The organism is Bifidobacterium scaligerum (assembly GCF_002802865.1).
In the GTDB taxonomy this organism is placed as follows: Bacteria; Actinomycetota; Actinomycetes; order Actinomycetales; family Bifidobacteriaceae; genus Bifidobacterium; species Bifidobacterium scaligerum.
In genome coordinates this window covers 25541-41598 of record NZ_PGLQ01000004.1, presented here as the reverse complement: position 1 = coordinate 41598, position 16058 = coordinate 25541, and the positions used below count along the sequence as shown (strand labels likewise).

The window sequence follows — 16058 nt, the reverse complement described above, 5'->3', positions numbered from 1 at the left end:
GTGACTTGAAGGAATTGCATTCCTTTGAGTCATCCCAGTCTTTTTGCATCAGTTGGTGCTGACCCGTTGTCTCAGTATGCATTTGGGAATGCGGAATTTGTAATGTCATTGGAGTTACATAGGAGTATGACCGAAAACATCGCTGACGTGGCACACAATGACACCACCATCGTCAAACAGTTCACCAATCCCGTCAAAGAGCCGATTGACAGTGACATCAATCTGTTTGATTTGCTTGATCGACGCGCCGAACGCGATCCTGATGGCTCGATGATTGAAGTCAAGGGCGAGGACGGCGCTTGGCGGCCATACAGTGCTCAAGTGTTCCGTGATATTGTGATCGGCTTGGCGAAAGGGCTGATCGGACTCGGCGTGAAAAAAGGCGATGCGGTATCCATCGTCTCCCATACCCGTTGGGAGTGGACCGCGCTGGATATGGCCATCATGTCCATCGGCGCGCTCACCGTACCGGTCTACGAAACGAATTCAGCCAGCCAGGTCAGCTGGATCTTCAATGATGCTCAAGTCACCATCGCCATTGCCGAAGACGATGGCCAGCGTGACAAAATCGAATCCGTGCGCGATGAAGTGCCCACGCTGCGCAATGTGTTCGTTATCGAGGCCGGTGGGCTCGACGCCATCACCGCTTACGGTACAAGCGTGACCGACGCCGAATTCTGGGAATACAAAAACGCCTCCCACGGTGATGATCTGGCCACCATCGTCTATACGTCAGGCTCCACCGGAACACCTAAGGGCGTGGAGCTCACCCATCGCAACTTTGCGTTCCTCGTGCTTTCGGCGTTGCAGTATATGCCGCGTGCCGGCGCTTGGCCGGATCGTCGTCTGCTGCTGTTCCTGCCGTTGAGTCACGTGTTTGCACGGTTCATGGAATTCTTCAGCTTCGCCGGTACAATCACCTTGGCGTTGAGCTCGAATATGAAGACCATGGTCAAGGATTTCGAAACTTTCGGGCCTACGTTGCTGCTTGCCGTGCCGCGCGTGTATGAGAAGGTCTATAACGCCGCCTCGCAGCGAGCCGGAAGCGGTTTTGCCGGCAAGTTGTTCTCACGCGCGGCTGAAAATGCGCGTGCATGGTCCCGTGCCGAACAGCGTGGAGAGAAGCTTCCCTTGGGCGGTCGCATCGCCCATGCCTTCTATGAGCAGGTGGTGTATAAGAAGATTCGTACGATTTTCGGACCGAACGCCGACTTCGCCATCACCGGTGGCGCTCCAATGGATTCCGAACTGTCGCATTTCTTCAACGGTATCGGCATGCCAGTGCTGGAAGGTTATGGTATGACCGAAACCTGTGGCCCGGTGTGCGTAAGCCTGCCGGAAGACAACCGCATCGGTACGATCGGCATGCCGATGTGCGGCATCACAGCCGGCATCGCCGAGGATGGCGAACTGGTGGTTAAGGGCCCTCTGGTGTGCAAGGGCTACCACAATAATCCTGAGGTCACCGCTCAGCAGATCACCGATGGCTGGTTGCATACCGGCGATCTTGGCGACATCAACGAGGACGGCTTCATTTCCATCACCGGCCGTAAGAAGGATCTGATTATCACAGCAGGTGGTAAGAATGTTTCGCCCGGGCTGCTGGAGGCCTCCGTGATGACTTCTCCTGTAGTCAATCAGTGTCTGGTAATCGGTGATAAGAAGCCGTTTGTTGCTGCTTTGATCACTCTGGATTTGGCAGATGCCAACGCATGGCTGGAATCACAAGGAGTCAAGCCGGAGCCTGATCTGGCTGCGCTGTCTCAGAACGCCATTGTGCATGCCGAGGTGGAGCGTGCGGTGAATGCCGCCAATGAAGGTGTGTCTCGTGCTGAATCCATTCGTAAGTTCGAGATTTTGACGGATGAATTCACCGAAGCCAATGGCATGCTGACACCGAGTCTGAAAACCCGCCGTGCACAGATCGTCAAGCATTATCAAGAATTGATCGATACTGTGATCTACGTGCCACTGAAAAAGTAGCCAAGCATGCCAATACAGTCAGTGGGTTCTACCGCCGCAGTTGGCGTGTAGGACCCACTGGCGTATTAGACAAGAAACTGCCTGTGCCGCGAAGGGGAACTCAGTCCAGATTGGACTGGGCTGAGCCGTGAAGCGGGCAGTCCGGTGGACTGCCCGTAGGCGAGGTGAGCGGCTGTGCCGCGAAGGGGAACTCAGTCCAGATTGGACTGGGCTGAGCCGTGAAGCGGGCAGTCCGGTGGACTGCCTGTAGGCGAGGTGAGCGGCTGTGCCGCGAAGGGGAACTCAGTCCAGATTGGACTGAGTTCCCGCCGTAGCTTGATTGGCTGCTTGGTCGGCCTGCGCCTGATCAAGCTTGGCTCGTACCTCGTTGAGCAGTCCCTGAGCTCGCTTGGCCAAAGCCTCGCCGATCTCCCATTGGCGCATCGACTGGTCCAGATTCAATCCGCCGGTTTCCAGAGCCTGCACCGCCTGAATAAGCTTGTCGCGAGCTTCTTCGTATGGCATCTGTGCGATAAGTTCCCGCTCTTTGTCGGTTAGGGAAGATGCGGGTGCGGTGGCTGCTGCGTTCGTTTCGGTGTTGGTATTGGTCATGAGATTCTCCTTTATAAACGGTATCGATAGTTGAATAATGTATGGCGCTTACACTGTCGCGGATGTGGTGGTTGCGGTGATGACGCCCTTCTTCAGCGTGACGGTGATGTTGTCTCCGGCGTTGACCTGTGAAGCGTCGTCTAATACATGGCCGTCAGATGACTGAACCACCGCATAGCCTCGGTCGAGTGTGGACTGAGGGCTGAGCGCGGTCAGCGAAGCATGAGCTTTTTCTATAGTGAGCTGTGCATCGTCCACGATGCGGCGCAAGCCGATATCGAGCCGTTGCAGGGCATCATCGATCACTCGCTGATGCGGTTCGATCATGGTGTGTGGCTGAGTCAGACTCGGACGATTCGCATAACCCTCAACCAAACGAATCTCATTCTCCACACGCGACCTTACGCGCAGCCGCATGCGATCGATCGCCCCCTCGATCAATTGCGACTGCTCATTGACGTCGGGAACCACTCGTTTGGCTGCGTCCGTGGGCGTCGAGGCACGCAAATCAGCCACCAAATCCAGAAGCGTCCAATCGTCTTCGTGCCCGATGGCGGAGACTAGGGGAGTGGCACAGGCATAGGCGGCGCGCACCACCTGCTCGTCCGAAAAGCCGATAAGATCTTCGAACGAACCACCGCCACGCGCCACGATAATCACATCAACATCCGTATCGGCGTCCAGTTGCTTGATAGCTTGAACTACTTCGCCGGGGCATTGCTCCCCCTGAACATGTACATGCGCCACCTTAAACGTTACGGTGGGCCAACGCAGATTCACATTGGTGATGACGTCGCCTTCAGCGCGAGCCTGTGGAGCGCATATCAGTCCGATGGTTTTGGGAAATTCTGGTAAGGAAAGCTTGTGCTCCTGATCGAACAACCCTTCGCCTTTGAGTCGCTTGCGCAGCTCATCAATCATGGCTTTGAGGCTACCGCCGGAGCCGACTTTGAGAATGGTGTCTCCGCGCAGCGACAGTGACGTCCGTTTCATCCACAGGTTGGCTTTACCGTGAATGACCACTCGGTCGCCTTGAACAAATTGACTGGCGGCAGCGGCGAACCGACCGAATCCGTTGACTTCCATGGCGATGTCTTCAAAATCATCGCGAAGCGTGATATATGCCGAGCCTGCGCGGCGTGTATTGATCTGCGTGATCTGGCCAGTGACCCAAGCGGCTGGCCACCGTTCAACGGCTCCATAGAACTTCTCACTCAATACGCTGACAGGCCAAGGGTTCTGTGCGGTGGTTTCCGCGGCACGCTGCGGCAGCTGGGCGGCAGGGCGCGGAGAGACCGATTGCGTGCCCGTCTGTTCCCAGCCGGTGGCCCGCTGACCGTTGCCTGATCCGACTGAAGCCAGCGACGCCGCGGTCGGCGCTCCTGAAGCTGATGAATAACCTGTTGCAGTAGTCATGAACTCCACTATAAATGCGTTGGTCGAACCCCGGTAAAATTTTACCGAGGCCATGTGCCTCATGATTCTGAGGCATAGCTCTCGTATCTATGAGGCGGAGCCGTATGGCAAGTGTTTTGTTGGTCTCGGTTTGAGGAAGTTGCGAATCAGGCTTGCGGGGCGCAGTGCGTCGACATGCTATACGCGGGATAAAACTCGGCGTACCGGTTGAGACGAAAAAACCTCGGATTTCAATCCGAGGTTTGTATGGCTCCTGCGACTGGGCTTGAACCAGTGACCGTCCGATTAACAGTCGGATGCTCTGCCAACTGAGCTACGCAGGAATGTTGTGTTCGAGATTTCTCTCGTGCACAGGAAGTAAATAATATATCGATGTTGCAAAAAGGCAACCTGTCTTCCGTTCGGCGTGTCGTACAATGCGGGTTGCCTGCATGGGTGGAATGCGGTGCCGTCGGAGCGAGCCGACACGCGGCGGCTGAAGAGTTACGTTAATCACACAAGTGGAAATATTGGCGGAAAATGGCCGATAATCACTATAAATAGTTCAACACGCCACTGTTGTCCACTAAATATAGGGGTGGGGTTGCCGTATTCTTCTAGAAGTTCTGCAATCGGCACCTTAGAGATATCCATCGGGCCTGTCTTAAGTGCGGCCAAATGAAGGTGGAATCGAGATGCCGGTTGCGAGAAGAGAATGTCAAGAATGAGCGGAAAGAGGTGTCTGATGGACGCACAGATGATGGCTGATGCCGTCGCTGACGAAACCAGAGGAGTCGCAAAGGGACGTGTGGTACTCGTCGAGAAGCGTGACGGTCGAGTGGTCGATTTCGATCCGATCAACATCATCTCTGCCGTCAAGTCCGCCTTCGGCGATCTCAACAAGGAGGTCGGCCCGGAAGAGGAAGCGATGATTCGTGGTTTCGCCAACCAGGTCGAAGGCGAGATCAAGGAACGCTACAACGGTCCCGCCAAGATTGAGGATATTCAGAACCTTGTTGAGCATGCACTGATTGACGCTCATCTGTACGATGTGGCTCGCGCATACACCAACTATCGTCTTGATCGTGATATTCAGCGTGCCAAGGCCACTGACGTGAACGAGGCCGTTGCGCGCTTCATCAACCACGACCCGACGCTTATCCACGAAAACGCCAACAAAGACTCCAACGTCTACGCCACCCAGCGCGATCTGCTGGCCGGTGCCGTAAGCAAGGCCGCCGCGTTCAACATGCTGCCGCCGGCCGTTTCCAACGCCCACATGAAGGGTGATATTCACTTCCACGACGCCGACTATTCTCCGTTCACCGCACAGTCCAATTGTTCCCTGCCGAACTTCTGGGACATGCTGGCCAACGGCTTCACCCTCGGCAACGCCCCGATGGCCTCTCCGAAGTCCATCGCCATCGCGGCAACGCAAATCACCCAGATCATGAAGGACGTGGCCTCCAGCCAGTACGGTGGCCAGACCGCCAATCGTGCCGACGAACATTTGGCCCAGTACGCCCGCAAGGATTACGAGAAGTTCCTTGAGGAAGCCCGTGAGACCATCCCGGACGGTATGCCGGTGGAGTTCGCCCGTCGTCAGGTCGAGAACGCCAAGCAGAACGAACCTTCCAAACTGCACTTCGGCTCTCGCGAACCGCTGCCGATGGATACTCCGTTCCACACCGACGTCGATGAGCTGGAGCAGGAGCGCGAAATCTTGGCTAAGATCCGCACCCGCAAGGCCATCTACGACGCCATGCAGACCATGGAGTACCAGATCAACTCCAACCGCGTCTCCAACGGCCAGACCCCGTTCGTGACCGTCGGCTTTGGCCTCGGCACTGACTGGTTCTCCCGTGAGATCCAGCGCGCCATCCTGCTGAACCGCATCCGCGGCCTCGGCAAGGAGCATCACACTGCCATCTTCCCGAAGCTCGTGTTCACCGTCAAGCACGGCGTGAACGCCGACCCGGGCGACCCGAACTACGATCTCAAGCAGCTCGCCCTGGAATCCGCTACCAAGCGCATGTACCCGGACGTGGTGTTCTACGAGAACATCGTCAAGATCACCGGCTCCTTCAAGGCCCCGATGGGCTGCCGCTCCTTCCTGCAGGGCTGGATCAACCCGGAGACCGGCAAGGACGAAGAAGATGGCCGTATGAACCTTGGCGTGGTAACCGTGAACGTGCCGCGCATCGCCATCGAGTCCCACGGCGACAAGGCCCGCTTCTGGAAGCTGTTCAACGAGCGTATGGAAGTGGCCCACCAGGCTCTGCAGTTCCGCATCATGCGCTGCAAGGAGGCCACCCCGGTCAACGCTCCGACGCTGTTCCGCTTCGGTGCCTTCGGCCGTCTCGGCGCCAACGACAATGTGGACCAGCTGTTCAAGAATGAACGCGCCACTGTCTCCCTGGGCTACATCGGTCTGGCCGAAGCCACTGCCGTCTTCTACGGCAAGAACTGGATTCGCGATCATGGCTGGGATCCGGAAGGCAAGGAGTTCGCGCTGTCCATTGTCAAGCGCATGAACGAGATGTGCAAGCAGTGGAGCAAAGCCGAGGGGTACCACTACTCCGTGTACTCCACGCCGGCTGAGTCCCTGACCGACCGCTTCAACCGCATGGATCGCGAGAAGTTCGGCCGCATCGAAGGCGTGACTGACCACGACTTCTACACCAACTCCTTCCACTACCCGGTGTGGCTGCAGCCTACCCCGATGGAGAAGCTCAACTACGAGAAGGACTTCCCGTACTACGCCTCCGGCGGTTTCATCAACTACTGCGAGTACCCGTGCCTGCAGGACAACCCGAAGGCGCTGGAAGCTGTGTGGGACTACGCCTACAACATCGGCATCGGTTATTTGGGAACCAACACCCCGATCGACCACTGCTTCGTGTGTGGCTTCCAGGGCGACTTCGAGCCCACCGAGGAGGGCTTCAAGTGCCCGGAGTGCGGCAACTCCGACCCGGACAAGTGCAACGTGACCAAGCGCACCTGCGGTTACCTCGGTAGCCCGGTCCAGCGCCCGATGGTGCACGGTCGTCACGAGGAGATCGCCCATCGCGTCAAGCACATGAGCGGTGAGACCGGTCACGTGACCTTGAACGACGGCACCACCCGCGAATGGTTCGAAGAGGCCAAGTAATCGTTAGCGCGGGGCGTGAGGGTCTCCCTGATATGTTGTTCGACACACTCAAGGCCGTTCGGCCGAGCTTACGGTCGTACAACATATCAGGGAGACCCTCACCTGGCTTCCGGCCCAACATTACGGTTGAGCGGGAGCGGAAAGGAAGAGTTGTTGATGGAAGAGTTTCAGCTCGCTGAAAAGCGAGAGCCCAAACGCCATGATTTTGCGGCGGGGGAGACTGGGCGCGGACCTTCTGTTCCTTCCAACGGACTCGCTAACGATCCCAAAGCCGGCCAATGGGATGGCCGGCGCATGTCGAAGCGTATGATCGCCGACTACAAAACCTTTATCGTGACCGACGGTGAAGGTGTGCGCAATTCCCTTTATGTCTCCGGATGCCCTTTTCACTGCGTCGATTGTTTTAACTTGTCCATCTGGGATTTCCAAGCAGGGCATGAATACACTCAGAAACTTGAGGACAAAATCATTGAAGACCTCAAAGCCCCATGGGTGCAGGGCATCACATTTCTTGGCGGCGAGCCGTTCCTGAATACGCCTGTGCTTTTGCCGCTTGCGCAGCGTATTCGTGCCGAATTCGGCCATACCAAAGACATTTGGTCGTGGACTGGGTACACGTGGGAAGAGCTCATGCGTCCAGGGGAGACCGAAGACAAGATTGAACTCCTGAAACTCATCGACATTCTGGTCGACGGCCGCTATCTCAAAGATCAGAAGGACTCTCTGCTGCAGTTCCGCGGTTCAAGGAACCAGCGCATCCTCGACGTGCCGAAATCCTTTGCGGCCGGCAAGCCCATCATCTGGGCCAAACTCCACGATCAGGAACGCGATATCCCCGAGATTTATCTCAAAGACCGCGAAGCCGGCGAAGGCAGCCAAGCGTCCTAAAAACACCGTATGAAAAAACACCATATGTTCGCGCAACTGATGTGTACTGCGCGAACATACAAACATTTATCGCCATGGAAACGTTTGTAAGTTCGCGCACAGGTGGTGGTTTGCGCGAACTTATGGATGTTTTGCATACGTAACCAACAATATCTTGAAAATGTTGAAAAACATGCTTTCCGTGAGCGAAATCACGAAGGCGAATGCCATGTTGGGCAGGTGGTCAGACTAAGCTAAAGCCGAAGAAGTAGCCGGGCGAAGCCGTCCGCAGGGTGCCTGCCAGCCGTCCGAGACGGTTTCATGGTGCCTGAGGGGAAGGCGCCATCCCGGAGGCCGAAGCTAAGAGGAACACATGGTTGATACCGCATCGAACGTGACTACGGACGACGCCCGCACTGCACGCACGGACACGCAGGTGAATGCGAGTGCCGCGCCGAGCGCGAATGTGGCCGCAGCAGCTGTATCGGGAAACGTCAAGCCGTTGCGCGTAGGACTGGATATTGGCTCCACCACCGTCAAAGCAGTGGTGCTCGACCAGTCTGATTCCCTCAAATCCACCCTCTTCTCCGACTACCGCCGTCACCATGCCAATGTGCGTGCCACCGTGGCCGGTCTGCTGGTGGACATCCATAAGCAGCTTGAGGAGCTCGGTCGTGGCGACGAGCCGATTCGTCTGGCCATCACCGGTTCCGGCGGCTTGGCTCTTGCGGACAACATGCATGTGCCGTTCATCCAGGAGGTCATCGCCGAAACCGAGGCCATCGACAAGGAGTATCCGCAGGCGGATGTCATCATCGAGCTCGGTGGCGAGGACGCCAAGATCACGTACCTGAAGCCCACCCCCGAACAGCGTATGAACGGCTCGTGCGCGGGCGGCACCGGTGCGTTCATCGATCAGATGGCCACCTTGCTCGACACGGATGCATCCGGCCTCAACGAGATGGCCAAGAGCTACGAGAACCTGTATCCGATCGCATCCCGCTGCGGTGTGTTTGCCAAAACCGACTTGCAGCCGCTCATCAACGACGGTGCCGCCAAGCCGGACCTCGCGGCCTCCATCTTCACTGCTGTAGCCACGCAGACGATCGCCGGTCTAGCCTCCGGCCGTCCGATCCACGGCACCGTGATCTTCCTCGGAGGCCCACTGTTCTTCATGTCCGAACTGCGCGCCGCCTTCCAGCGTGCACTCGAAGGCAAGGTGGACGAGTTCATCGTGCCCACCAATGCCCATCTCTATGTGGCGTACGGTGCCGCGTTGCAGTCGGATATCGATTCGGACGATGAAGGCCATCACTTTGAAGCGCGCACCTGCGCAGATATTCTCAAGCGCTTGGAGGAGTTGGAGAACCTGCCTTCCAATACGCCCACCATGCCGCCGTTGTTCCCCACGGAAGCTGACCGTGAGGCCTTCAATGAACGCCATCACAAAGAACATATACATATCGGCACGCTCGAAGGCGCGCATGGCCCTCACTTCCTGGGCATCGACGCCGGCTCGACCACCATCAAGGCCACGCTCGTCAACGACGACCGTGAGATCGTCTGGTCCTCCTATGCCAACAACGAGGGCAGCCCGCTGACCGCGGCCATCAACATCGTCAAGAAGATTCAGTCCGAACTGCCGTCAGGCGCGTGGATCGCACGATCGTGCGCCACCGGCTACGGCGAAGGTCTCATCACCACCGGCCTGCATCTGGACGAGGGCGTGGTCGAGACCATGGCCCACTACCGCGGTGCCGAAATGGTCAGCCCCGGCGTCACCGCCGTCATCGACATCGGCGGTCAGGATATGAAGTATCTGGCCATCACGGACGGCGTCATTGACTCCATCGCCGTCAACGAGGCCTGCTCGTCCGGTTGCGGCTCGTTCCTGCAGACCTTCGCCATGTCCATGGGCCTGACGATCCAGGAATTCACCCAGAAGGCGCTCGCCTCCACGCACCCGGTGGACCTGGGCTCGCGCTGCACCGTATTCATGAACTCGTCGGTCAAGCAGGCGCAGAAGGAAGGCGCCTCCATCGAGGACATCGCCGCCGGCCTGTGCTATTCCGTGGTGCGCAACGCTTTGTATAAGGTCATCAAGTTGCGTGACTCCGGCGAACTCGGCGACACTGTGGTGGTTCAGGGCGGTACGTTCTTGAACGATGCCGTGCTGCGCGCCTTCGAACTGCTGACCGAGCGCAAGGTGACCCGACCGAACATCGCCGGTCTCATGGGCGCGTTCGGCGCGGCCCTGACCGCACGCATGCATTATCAGGACGAAGCCGACCACCTGGACGTGGCGGTCAAGGCCGATGGCTCCGAAGAGAAACAGCAGCCGGCCGAAGCTGCAGCCAATGCCAAGACGGATGAAAACAAGGCAAGTGCTGATAAGGCCAATGGCTTCAAGAAAACCGCTGCAGGCGGTGCCGTGGCAGCGGCCGAACCGGAAACCCACACCGTGATCGTGGATGGCGTGGCCCACACTGCCAGCTCCATCCTGACCGGCGAGGCGCTCGACAACATGTCGATGACCACCGAGCGCGACGTGTGCAAGCTGTGCCAAAACCACTGCAAGCTCACCATCACCACATTCTCCGACGGCTCCCGTTTCGTGACCGGCAACCGTTGCGAACGCGGCGGCGACGCCAAGAAAAAGCGTTCCGATCGTCCGAACCTTTACGACTACAAGTACAAGCGTTGCTTCGCCTACCGCAGGCTTACCGACAAGAAGGCCACCCGCGGCGAGATCGGCATTCCGCGCGCGCTCAACATGTACGAGAACTACCCGTTCTGGTTCACGCTCCTGACCTCTCTCGGCTTCAAGGTGATGATCTCCGGCCGTAGCTCTCACGAACTGTTCGAGACTGGCATCGAATCCATAGCCTCCGAGAACATCTGCTACCCGGCCAAGCTGGTGCATGGCCATATCAAGTGGTTGCTGAACAAGGGCGTGAAGACCATCTTCTACCCGTGTGTCTCGTACGAGGACAACTTGGTTCCCAACACCGACAACCACTACAACTGCCCGGTGGTGGCCAACTACCCGCTTGTGGTCGGCGCGAACATGCCCGAACTGCGCGACCCGGATGTGCGTTATATGCATCCTTACTTCAACCTCGCCAACCATGAGCTTATGGTGGATCGTATCGTTGAAGAGTTCGCATGGGCCAACGTGACCCGTGAGGAAGCCGAAACAGCAGTCAAGGCCGCCTACGCCGAAGACAAGGTGTTCAAGCACGACGTGCAGCAGGAAGGTCTTGCCGCACTCGCCTACATGAAGGAGCACGGCTGCCGCGGCATCGTGCTCGCCGGCCGCCCATACCACATCGACCCCGAAATCAACCACGGCATCCCCGAAACCATCTGCTCACTCGGCATGGTGGTGCTCTCCGAGGATTCCATCTGCGAACTGCAGCCGGGGGAGAAGCTCAATCTCACCGCATTCCTTGCGGAAGGCGAAGCTGATCCGCGCGCCAAGAATGCCGCTGGATTCCGTCACGTGGGTGATCGTACAGTGACCAAGATGCCGTTGCGTGTGACCAACCAGTGGGCTTATCACTCCCGCCTGTATGCGGCCGCGCATTTCGTGGCCTCGTATCCGGGACTTGAACTCGTTCAGCTCAACTCGTTCGGCTGCGGACTCGACGCCATCACCACTGATCAGGTGGCCGAAATCCTCGCCGACAAGGCCGACGTGTATACGCTGCTCAAAATCGATGAAGTGTCCAACCTTGGTGCAGCCAAGATTCGATTGCGTTCGCTCAAAGCCGCCGTCGAGGAACGTGAGGCCAACAAGGCGCGCGAAGCTGCTGCTGCAAGTCGGGCTATGGGCTCGGCGGTTCGCGAAGACGGTACTGTAGCTGCGGATGAGGCAGAGACAAAGGCTCGTACAGCTGCTCAAGCCCAGGCTGAGGCTGATTTGGCTGCTGCTAAGGCAGCATTGGCCGAGGCGCAGGCGGCGGTCGAAGCCGCCGAAGCCAAGGTCAAAGCCGAACAATCCGTCGATGTACAGTCCGCCGGTCCCAAGCCGATGGGCTTCCGCAAGACCGGTTCCAAGGCGCCGACTCCTGGTCGCCAGGTATTGCTCGACACCACGATGTCAGCCAATCCGAAGCTCACCAAAGCCATGCGCGAAGCGTCCAAAAAGGCCGCTGCACGTGACATCAAGGCCGCAGTGGACGCCAAGAACGTACTTGCCGGTTCCAACGGCACTGTTGACCAGTCGCCGGTCAAGAACAGCAAGAAGCACTCTGGCCACAACAATGCCACGATGAGCCGCTACGCTCACCGCGAGAAGTTCATGAAGAACATGAAGAAGGATTACACCATTGTGGCTCCACAGATGAGTCCGATCCACTTCTCGCTCGTGGAATCCGTGATCCGTTCTGGCGGCTATAAGTTCGACATTTTGAAGCATGCCTCCCGTGATGACGTGGAGACCGGCCTCAAATATGTGAACAACGACGCCTGCTATCCGGCCATCATGGTGATTGGCCAGCTCATCGACGCCATTCAGCAAGGCAAATACGATCCGGACAAGGTATGCCTCGCCATCACGCAGACCGGTGGCATGTGCCGTGCGACCAACTATTTCGGTTTGATCCGAAAGGCTTTGATCGATGCAGGCTATCCGCAGATTCCTGTGATCGCCATCTCCACCCAAGGTTTGGAAGACAACCCCGGCTTCAAGGCTACTCCCGCTTTGCTGCATCGCGCGGTCAAGGCGCTGATTCTGGGTGACTTGTTGATGAAATGCCTCTACCGCGTACGCCCGTATGAAGCGGAAAAGGGTGCGGCCAATAAGCTCTACGAGCAGTGGGACACCATTGTGCGTGAGACTATCGAGCATCATGGCTTCTCCAAGACCGCGGCCAAAACCCCGTGGCTCAAGAAGGGCTACCTGCCATACGGCACGCTCGCCAAGGAAATCGTGAAAAGCTTCGACGCGCTGCCTCTGAAGGATATTCCGCGCAAGGTGCGTGTCGGCGTAGTGGGCGAGATCTTGGTTAAATACCAGCCGGATGCCAACAATCACGTGGTGGATGTCATCGAATCCCAGGATTGTGAGGCCGTGGTGCCCGGAATTATGGAATTCATGACCACACGTCCATACATCACCGACTGGAACGAAAAGAACCTCGGTATGGGTGGTAACAAAACGTTGTACGCGCTCATGCGCTGGGGGCTTGATCGGTACAATGCGCCGATCAAGAAGGCCATCGCATTGTCCCACGGCAAGTTCAAGCAGGACGATCCGATGCCTGAACTGGTCCAAAAGGCCGGTGAAGTCACTTCCATCGGTGTGCAGGCCGGTGAGGGGTGGCTGTTGACTGCCGAGATCTTGGAGCTCATCGAACAGGGCTGCCCGAATGTGATTTGCGCACAGCCGTTTGCCTGCCTGCCGAATCATGTGACCGGCCGCGGCATGTTCGGCAAGATTCGCCGACTGCATCCGGAAGCCAACATCGTCTCCATCGATTACGATCCTGGTGCCTCCGAAGCTAACCAGCTCAACCGTATCAAGCTGATGATCGCGGCCGCGAAGAAGGCTCACAATGCCAAATTCGCGGAAACCGGGGAACCGCAGGGCTTCACGTCCGCTGACTGATGTGAAACTGGTACGGTAGCGTAACCGTGTTTGGGCGGTAGGTGACATCTTCCGACACACTCAAGGCCGTTCGGCCAAGCTTACGGTCTGAAGATGTCACCTACCGCCCAAACACTCCATAGCAGTAAGCCGCATTTTGCAGTTCGATTTTATAATGCACGACGCGAGTACCCGCTATCGGTTTTTCGTATAGCCGATTGACGGGCGTTCGGGCGCGGCAGCCTTTCGTCTCGCTTACCATACCGATTATGGTTACTCCGAGGATTAGTTATGCGCATCTGCTCGCCAAGCCGAACCCCAAGCATGTCGAAAGCCTGCTGAAGTTCTTTGAAAGCGGCCGTGCTGAGCGCGGCACCGGTGGATTCGGTGTGGAAATCGAGCATTTGCCGGTGCATAACGGCAGCGATACCGCCGTCAGCTATTACGAGCCGAATGGCATTGAGACGCTGCTCAAACGACTCGCTCCTTACTATGACGAAGAAAAGGAATATTGGGAGAACGGTCATCTGGTAGGTCTGGGACGCCCAGGGGTCTCGGTTTCTCTAGAGCCTGGCGGTCAGGTGGAAACCTCCATCGGCATCCTGAAAAAGCCGAGTGATCTGATTACCCTGTATACCAAGTTCCGTCGTGAAGCCGATCCGATTTTAAAGGATCTTGACTTCCGTTTGGTCAACTATGGCTACCAGCCCAAGTCGAGCTTCGCGGATGTGCCGGTAAATCCCAAGGACCGTTACGATGCGATGACCGACTACTTGGGTCGCGTAGGCCAGTTCGGTCCGTGCATGATGCGTTGCTCCGCATCCACACAGGTCAGCATCGACTTCGTGGATGAGCATGACGCCATTGAGAAGATGCGTCTGGGTACCGTGATCGGTCCGATTCTGGCATACTTCTTCCGCAACACCCCGTATTTCGAAGGTGAGACGAATCCATGGCCGCTGTTGCGTCAGCGTATGTGGGATTACCTTGACTTCCAGCGCACGAATGTGATTCCGGGACTGTTCGATCCACGTTTCGGCTGGGAGGACTATGCGATTGACGTACTGTCCACGCCGCTGATGTTCGCTGATTTGACGCACACGCCTGAGGCAGTGGCCTCCGGTGCCAGCCCGAAGGAACTGCATCGCCCTGCCTTCCGAGAGAACGCCGGCGATGTGTATCCGGATCGCGAGCTCAACCCATACGAGATCAACCACATCATCTCCACGCATTTCAACGACGTGCGTTTGAAGAACTTCGTGGAATTGCGCCATTGGGATTCGTTGCCGATCGAACGTGCGGAGCGTTTGACTGAAATCGTGGCCTCCTTGTTCTATGTCCCGGAGAACCGCGAACGGCTCGAAAGTTACTTCGACGGTATTACTGAAGAAGAGGTGTACGAGGCCAAGGCCAATATTCAAGCTCATGGTCGTCAGGCTTCACCGTACGGACAGCCGCTTGAATTCTGGAAGGAATTCCTCGGGCTCGAAGGCCTGCTGGCAGATATTCCGGGCGACCCGAATCATCCGGACGTATTCCAGGAGTAGCGGAAGCGAATCTACATGCGCCCGGCATCGCAATGATGCCGGGTCATTCTTACTCGCATTGAACCTTCTGCAGTATGGCTACCCCAAATTTCGCAAATGGTGACATGACGCCACTGTTCCGGATCGAACTGGGCGGTCATGGCAAGGGCCTCCTCGAAGCATGCGGTCAATGACTCCCTCTCGATGACCTGTCCCTCAGCGAGGCCGCCATCCGGGTGGAAAACGGTCAAAGCGGCATCGAAGCCGAAATCAATATGCGGTGGTTCGCCGCCAGCACATGCATCGCCTGCGGCCTTGGGCTCGAACTGTTGATACGCGTACGCCTTATGTCTCGGCAAATCCACCAAAATACCCCGACGCAGCAGTCGTGGCAGACCTGCGTCGCGCACGGCAGCGCGCAACAAAGTCATCGCCCGTAAATACGGCTTCAATGGGAATGAATCGCCAAAATACGGCCAAAGCTTTCCCAGCATCCACGTGGGCGGCAAATCGGAACGCACGATGCCATCGGCGGGCGTGCGGGCTTTTCGCGTGACCTCGCCAAGAAAATCATTAAGACTGGTCTCCAACGTGCGCAGGCGCAAGACCTCCCGCGCCACACGCTCGCGCCCGGTTTCCATCAATGTACGCCAATCAAGCGAGCCGTCGGACCTGCGGAATGATTCAATCGAATCAAGCGGAACCCCGGCATCCAAGCACAGCCGGATCACATCCATCTCCAGCATCTGATCAGGTGTGTAATACCGGTAACCCGTGTGCGGGTCGGTTGCAAACGGCGTCAGAATGCCATGTGCATCGTAATAGCGCAACGCTTTGGCACTGGTGCCATCAATCTTGGCGACTTCACCGATGGTCAGTAGATCATCATCCTCGCGCATTGATGACACTCCTTTGTTCATCGCGATAATTTGACCTTACCCTCGGGGCAAAGTTT

Annotated in this window: 7 protein-coding genes, 1 tRNA gene and 2 pseudogenes; 6 read left to right on the top strand and 4 right to left on the bottom strand. The window is 57.3% G+C overall.

All coding sequences use genetic code 11. The features are described 5' to 3' along the window. Positions 1 to 126: 126 nt before the first annotated feature. Entirely contained in the window at positions 127 to 1983 is a 1857-nt protein-coding gene (locus tag CUU80_RS07180) for an AMP-dependent synthetase/ligase (RefSeq protein ID WP_100496637.1), read from the top strand. 282 nt (positions 1984 to 2265) lie between these two features. Here the strand turns inward: CUU80_RS07180 and CUU80_RS07175 are convergent, their stop codons facing one another. From CUU80_RS07175 to CUU80_RS07165, 3 genes are all read right to left on the bottom strand, one after another. Continuing rightward, positions 2266 to 2574: an exodeoxyribonuclease VII small subunit gene (locus tag CUU80_RS07175; RefSeq protein WP_100496636.1), complete on the bottom strand. Its 309-nt coding sequence runs from the start codon at positions 2572 to 2574 to the stop codon at positions 2266 to 2268. 48 nt (positions 2575 to 2622) lie between these two features. Next, complete coding sequence (gene xseA / locus CUU80_RS07170; protein WP_100496635.1) at positions 2623 to 3990, bottom strand: exodeoxyribonuclease VII large subunit; 1368 nt, start codon at positions 3988 to 3990, stop codon at positions 2623 to 2625. 247 nt (positions 3991 to 4237) lie between these two features. Then, positions 4238 to 4313 (bottom strand) — tRNA-Asn (locus tag CUU80_RS07165). 413 nt (positions 4314 to 4726) lie between these two features. Here CUU80_RS07165 and nrdD point away from each other — a divergent pair. The 5 genes and pseudogenes from nrdD to CUU80_RS07145 all read left to right on the top strand — a co-directional run bounded on the left by nrdD (position 4727) and on the right by CUU80_RS07145 (position 15124). Next, positions 4727 to 7120 carry an anaerobic ribonucleoside-triphosphate reductase gene (gene nrdD / locus CUU80_RS07160; protein ID WP_165775889.1) on the top strand — a complete coding sequence of 798 codons (2394 nt, stop codon included), beginning with the start codon at positions 4727 to 4729 and terminating at the stop codon, positions 7118 to 7120. 156 nt (positions 7121 to 7276) lie between these two features. After that, entirely contained in the window at positions 7277 to 8008 is a 732-nt protein-coding gene (nrdG, locus tag CUU80_RS07155; RefSeq protein WP_100496633.1) for an anaerobic ribonucleoside-triphosphate reductase activating protein, read from the top strand. Positions 8009 to 8453: 445 nt separating this feature from the next. Beyond that, a pseudogene (locus tag CUU80_RS07150) lies at positions 8454 to 12132 on the top strand (acyl-CoA dehydratase activase-related protein); the annotation flags it as partial. Between the two features lie 101 nt (positions 12133 to 12233). Next, positions 12234 to 13598, top strand: a pseudogene (locus CUU80_RS11250) (activase); the annotation flags it as partial. A gap of 248 nt (positions 13599 to 13846) precedes the next feature. Next, the gene (locus CUU80_RS07145) at positions 13847 to 15124 is read left to right on the top strand and encodes a glutamate-cysteine ligase family protein (RefSeq protein WP_100496632.1); all 1278 of its coding nucleotides are present in this window, start codon (positions 13847 to 13849) and stop codon (positions 15122 to 15124) included. An 11-nt stretch (positions 15125 to 15135) separates the two neighbouring features. On the opposite strand, the gene CUU80_RS07140 is transcribed toward CUU80_RS07145, so the two are convergent. After that, complete coding sequence (locus CUU80_RS07140; protein WP_100496631.1) at positions 15136 to 16002, bottom strand: MerR family transcriptional regulator; 867 nt, start codon at positions 16000 to 16002, stop codon at positions 15136 to 15138. Positions 16003 to 16058 lie beyond the last annotated feature (56 nt).

What these genes read in the sequence shown, in the direction of transcription:
- CUU80_RS07180 (WP_100496637.1), top strand. Translation starts at nt 127, where the DNA reads ATGACCGAAAACATCGCTGACGTGGCACACAATGACACCACCATCGTC.
- CUU80_RS07140 (WP_100496631.1), bottom strand. Translation starts at nt 16,002, where the DNA reads ATGCGCGAGGATGATGATCTACTGACCATCGGTGAAGTCGCCAAGATT.
- xseA (WP_100496635.1), bottom strand. Translation starts at nt 3,990, where the DNA reads ATGACTACTGCAACAGGTTATTCATCAGCTTCAGGAGCGCCGACCGCG.
- nrdD (WP_165775889.1), top strand. Translation starts at nt 4,727, where the DNA reads ATGATGGCTGATGCCGTCGCTGACGAAACCAGAGGAGTCGCAAAGGGA.
- nrdG (WP_100496633.1), top strand. Translation starts at nt 7,277, where the DNA reads ATGGAAGAGTTTCAGCTCGCTGAAAAGCGAGAGCCCAAACGCCATGAT.
- CUU80_RS07175 (WP_100496636.1), bottom strand. Translation starts at nt 2,574, where the DNA reads ATGACCAATACCAACACCGAAACGAACGCAGCAGCCACCGCACCCGCA.
- CUU80_RS07145 (WP_100496632.1), top strand. Translation starts at nt 13,847, where the DNA reads ATGGTTACTCCGAGGATTAGTTATGCGCATCTGCTCGCCAAGCCGAAC.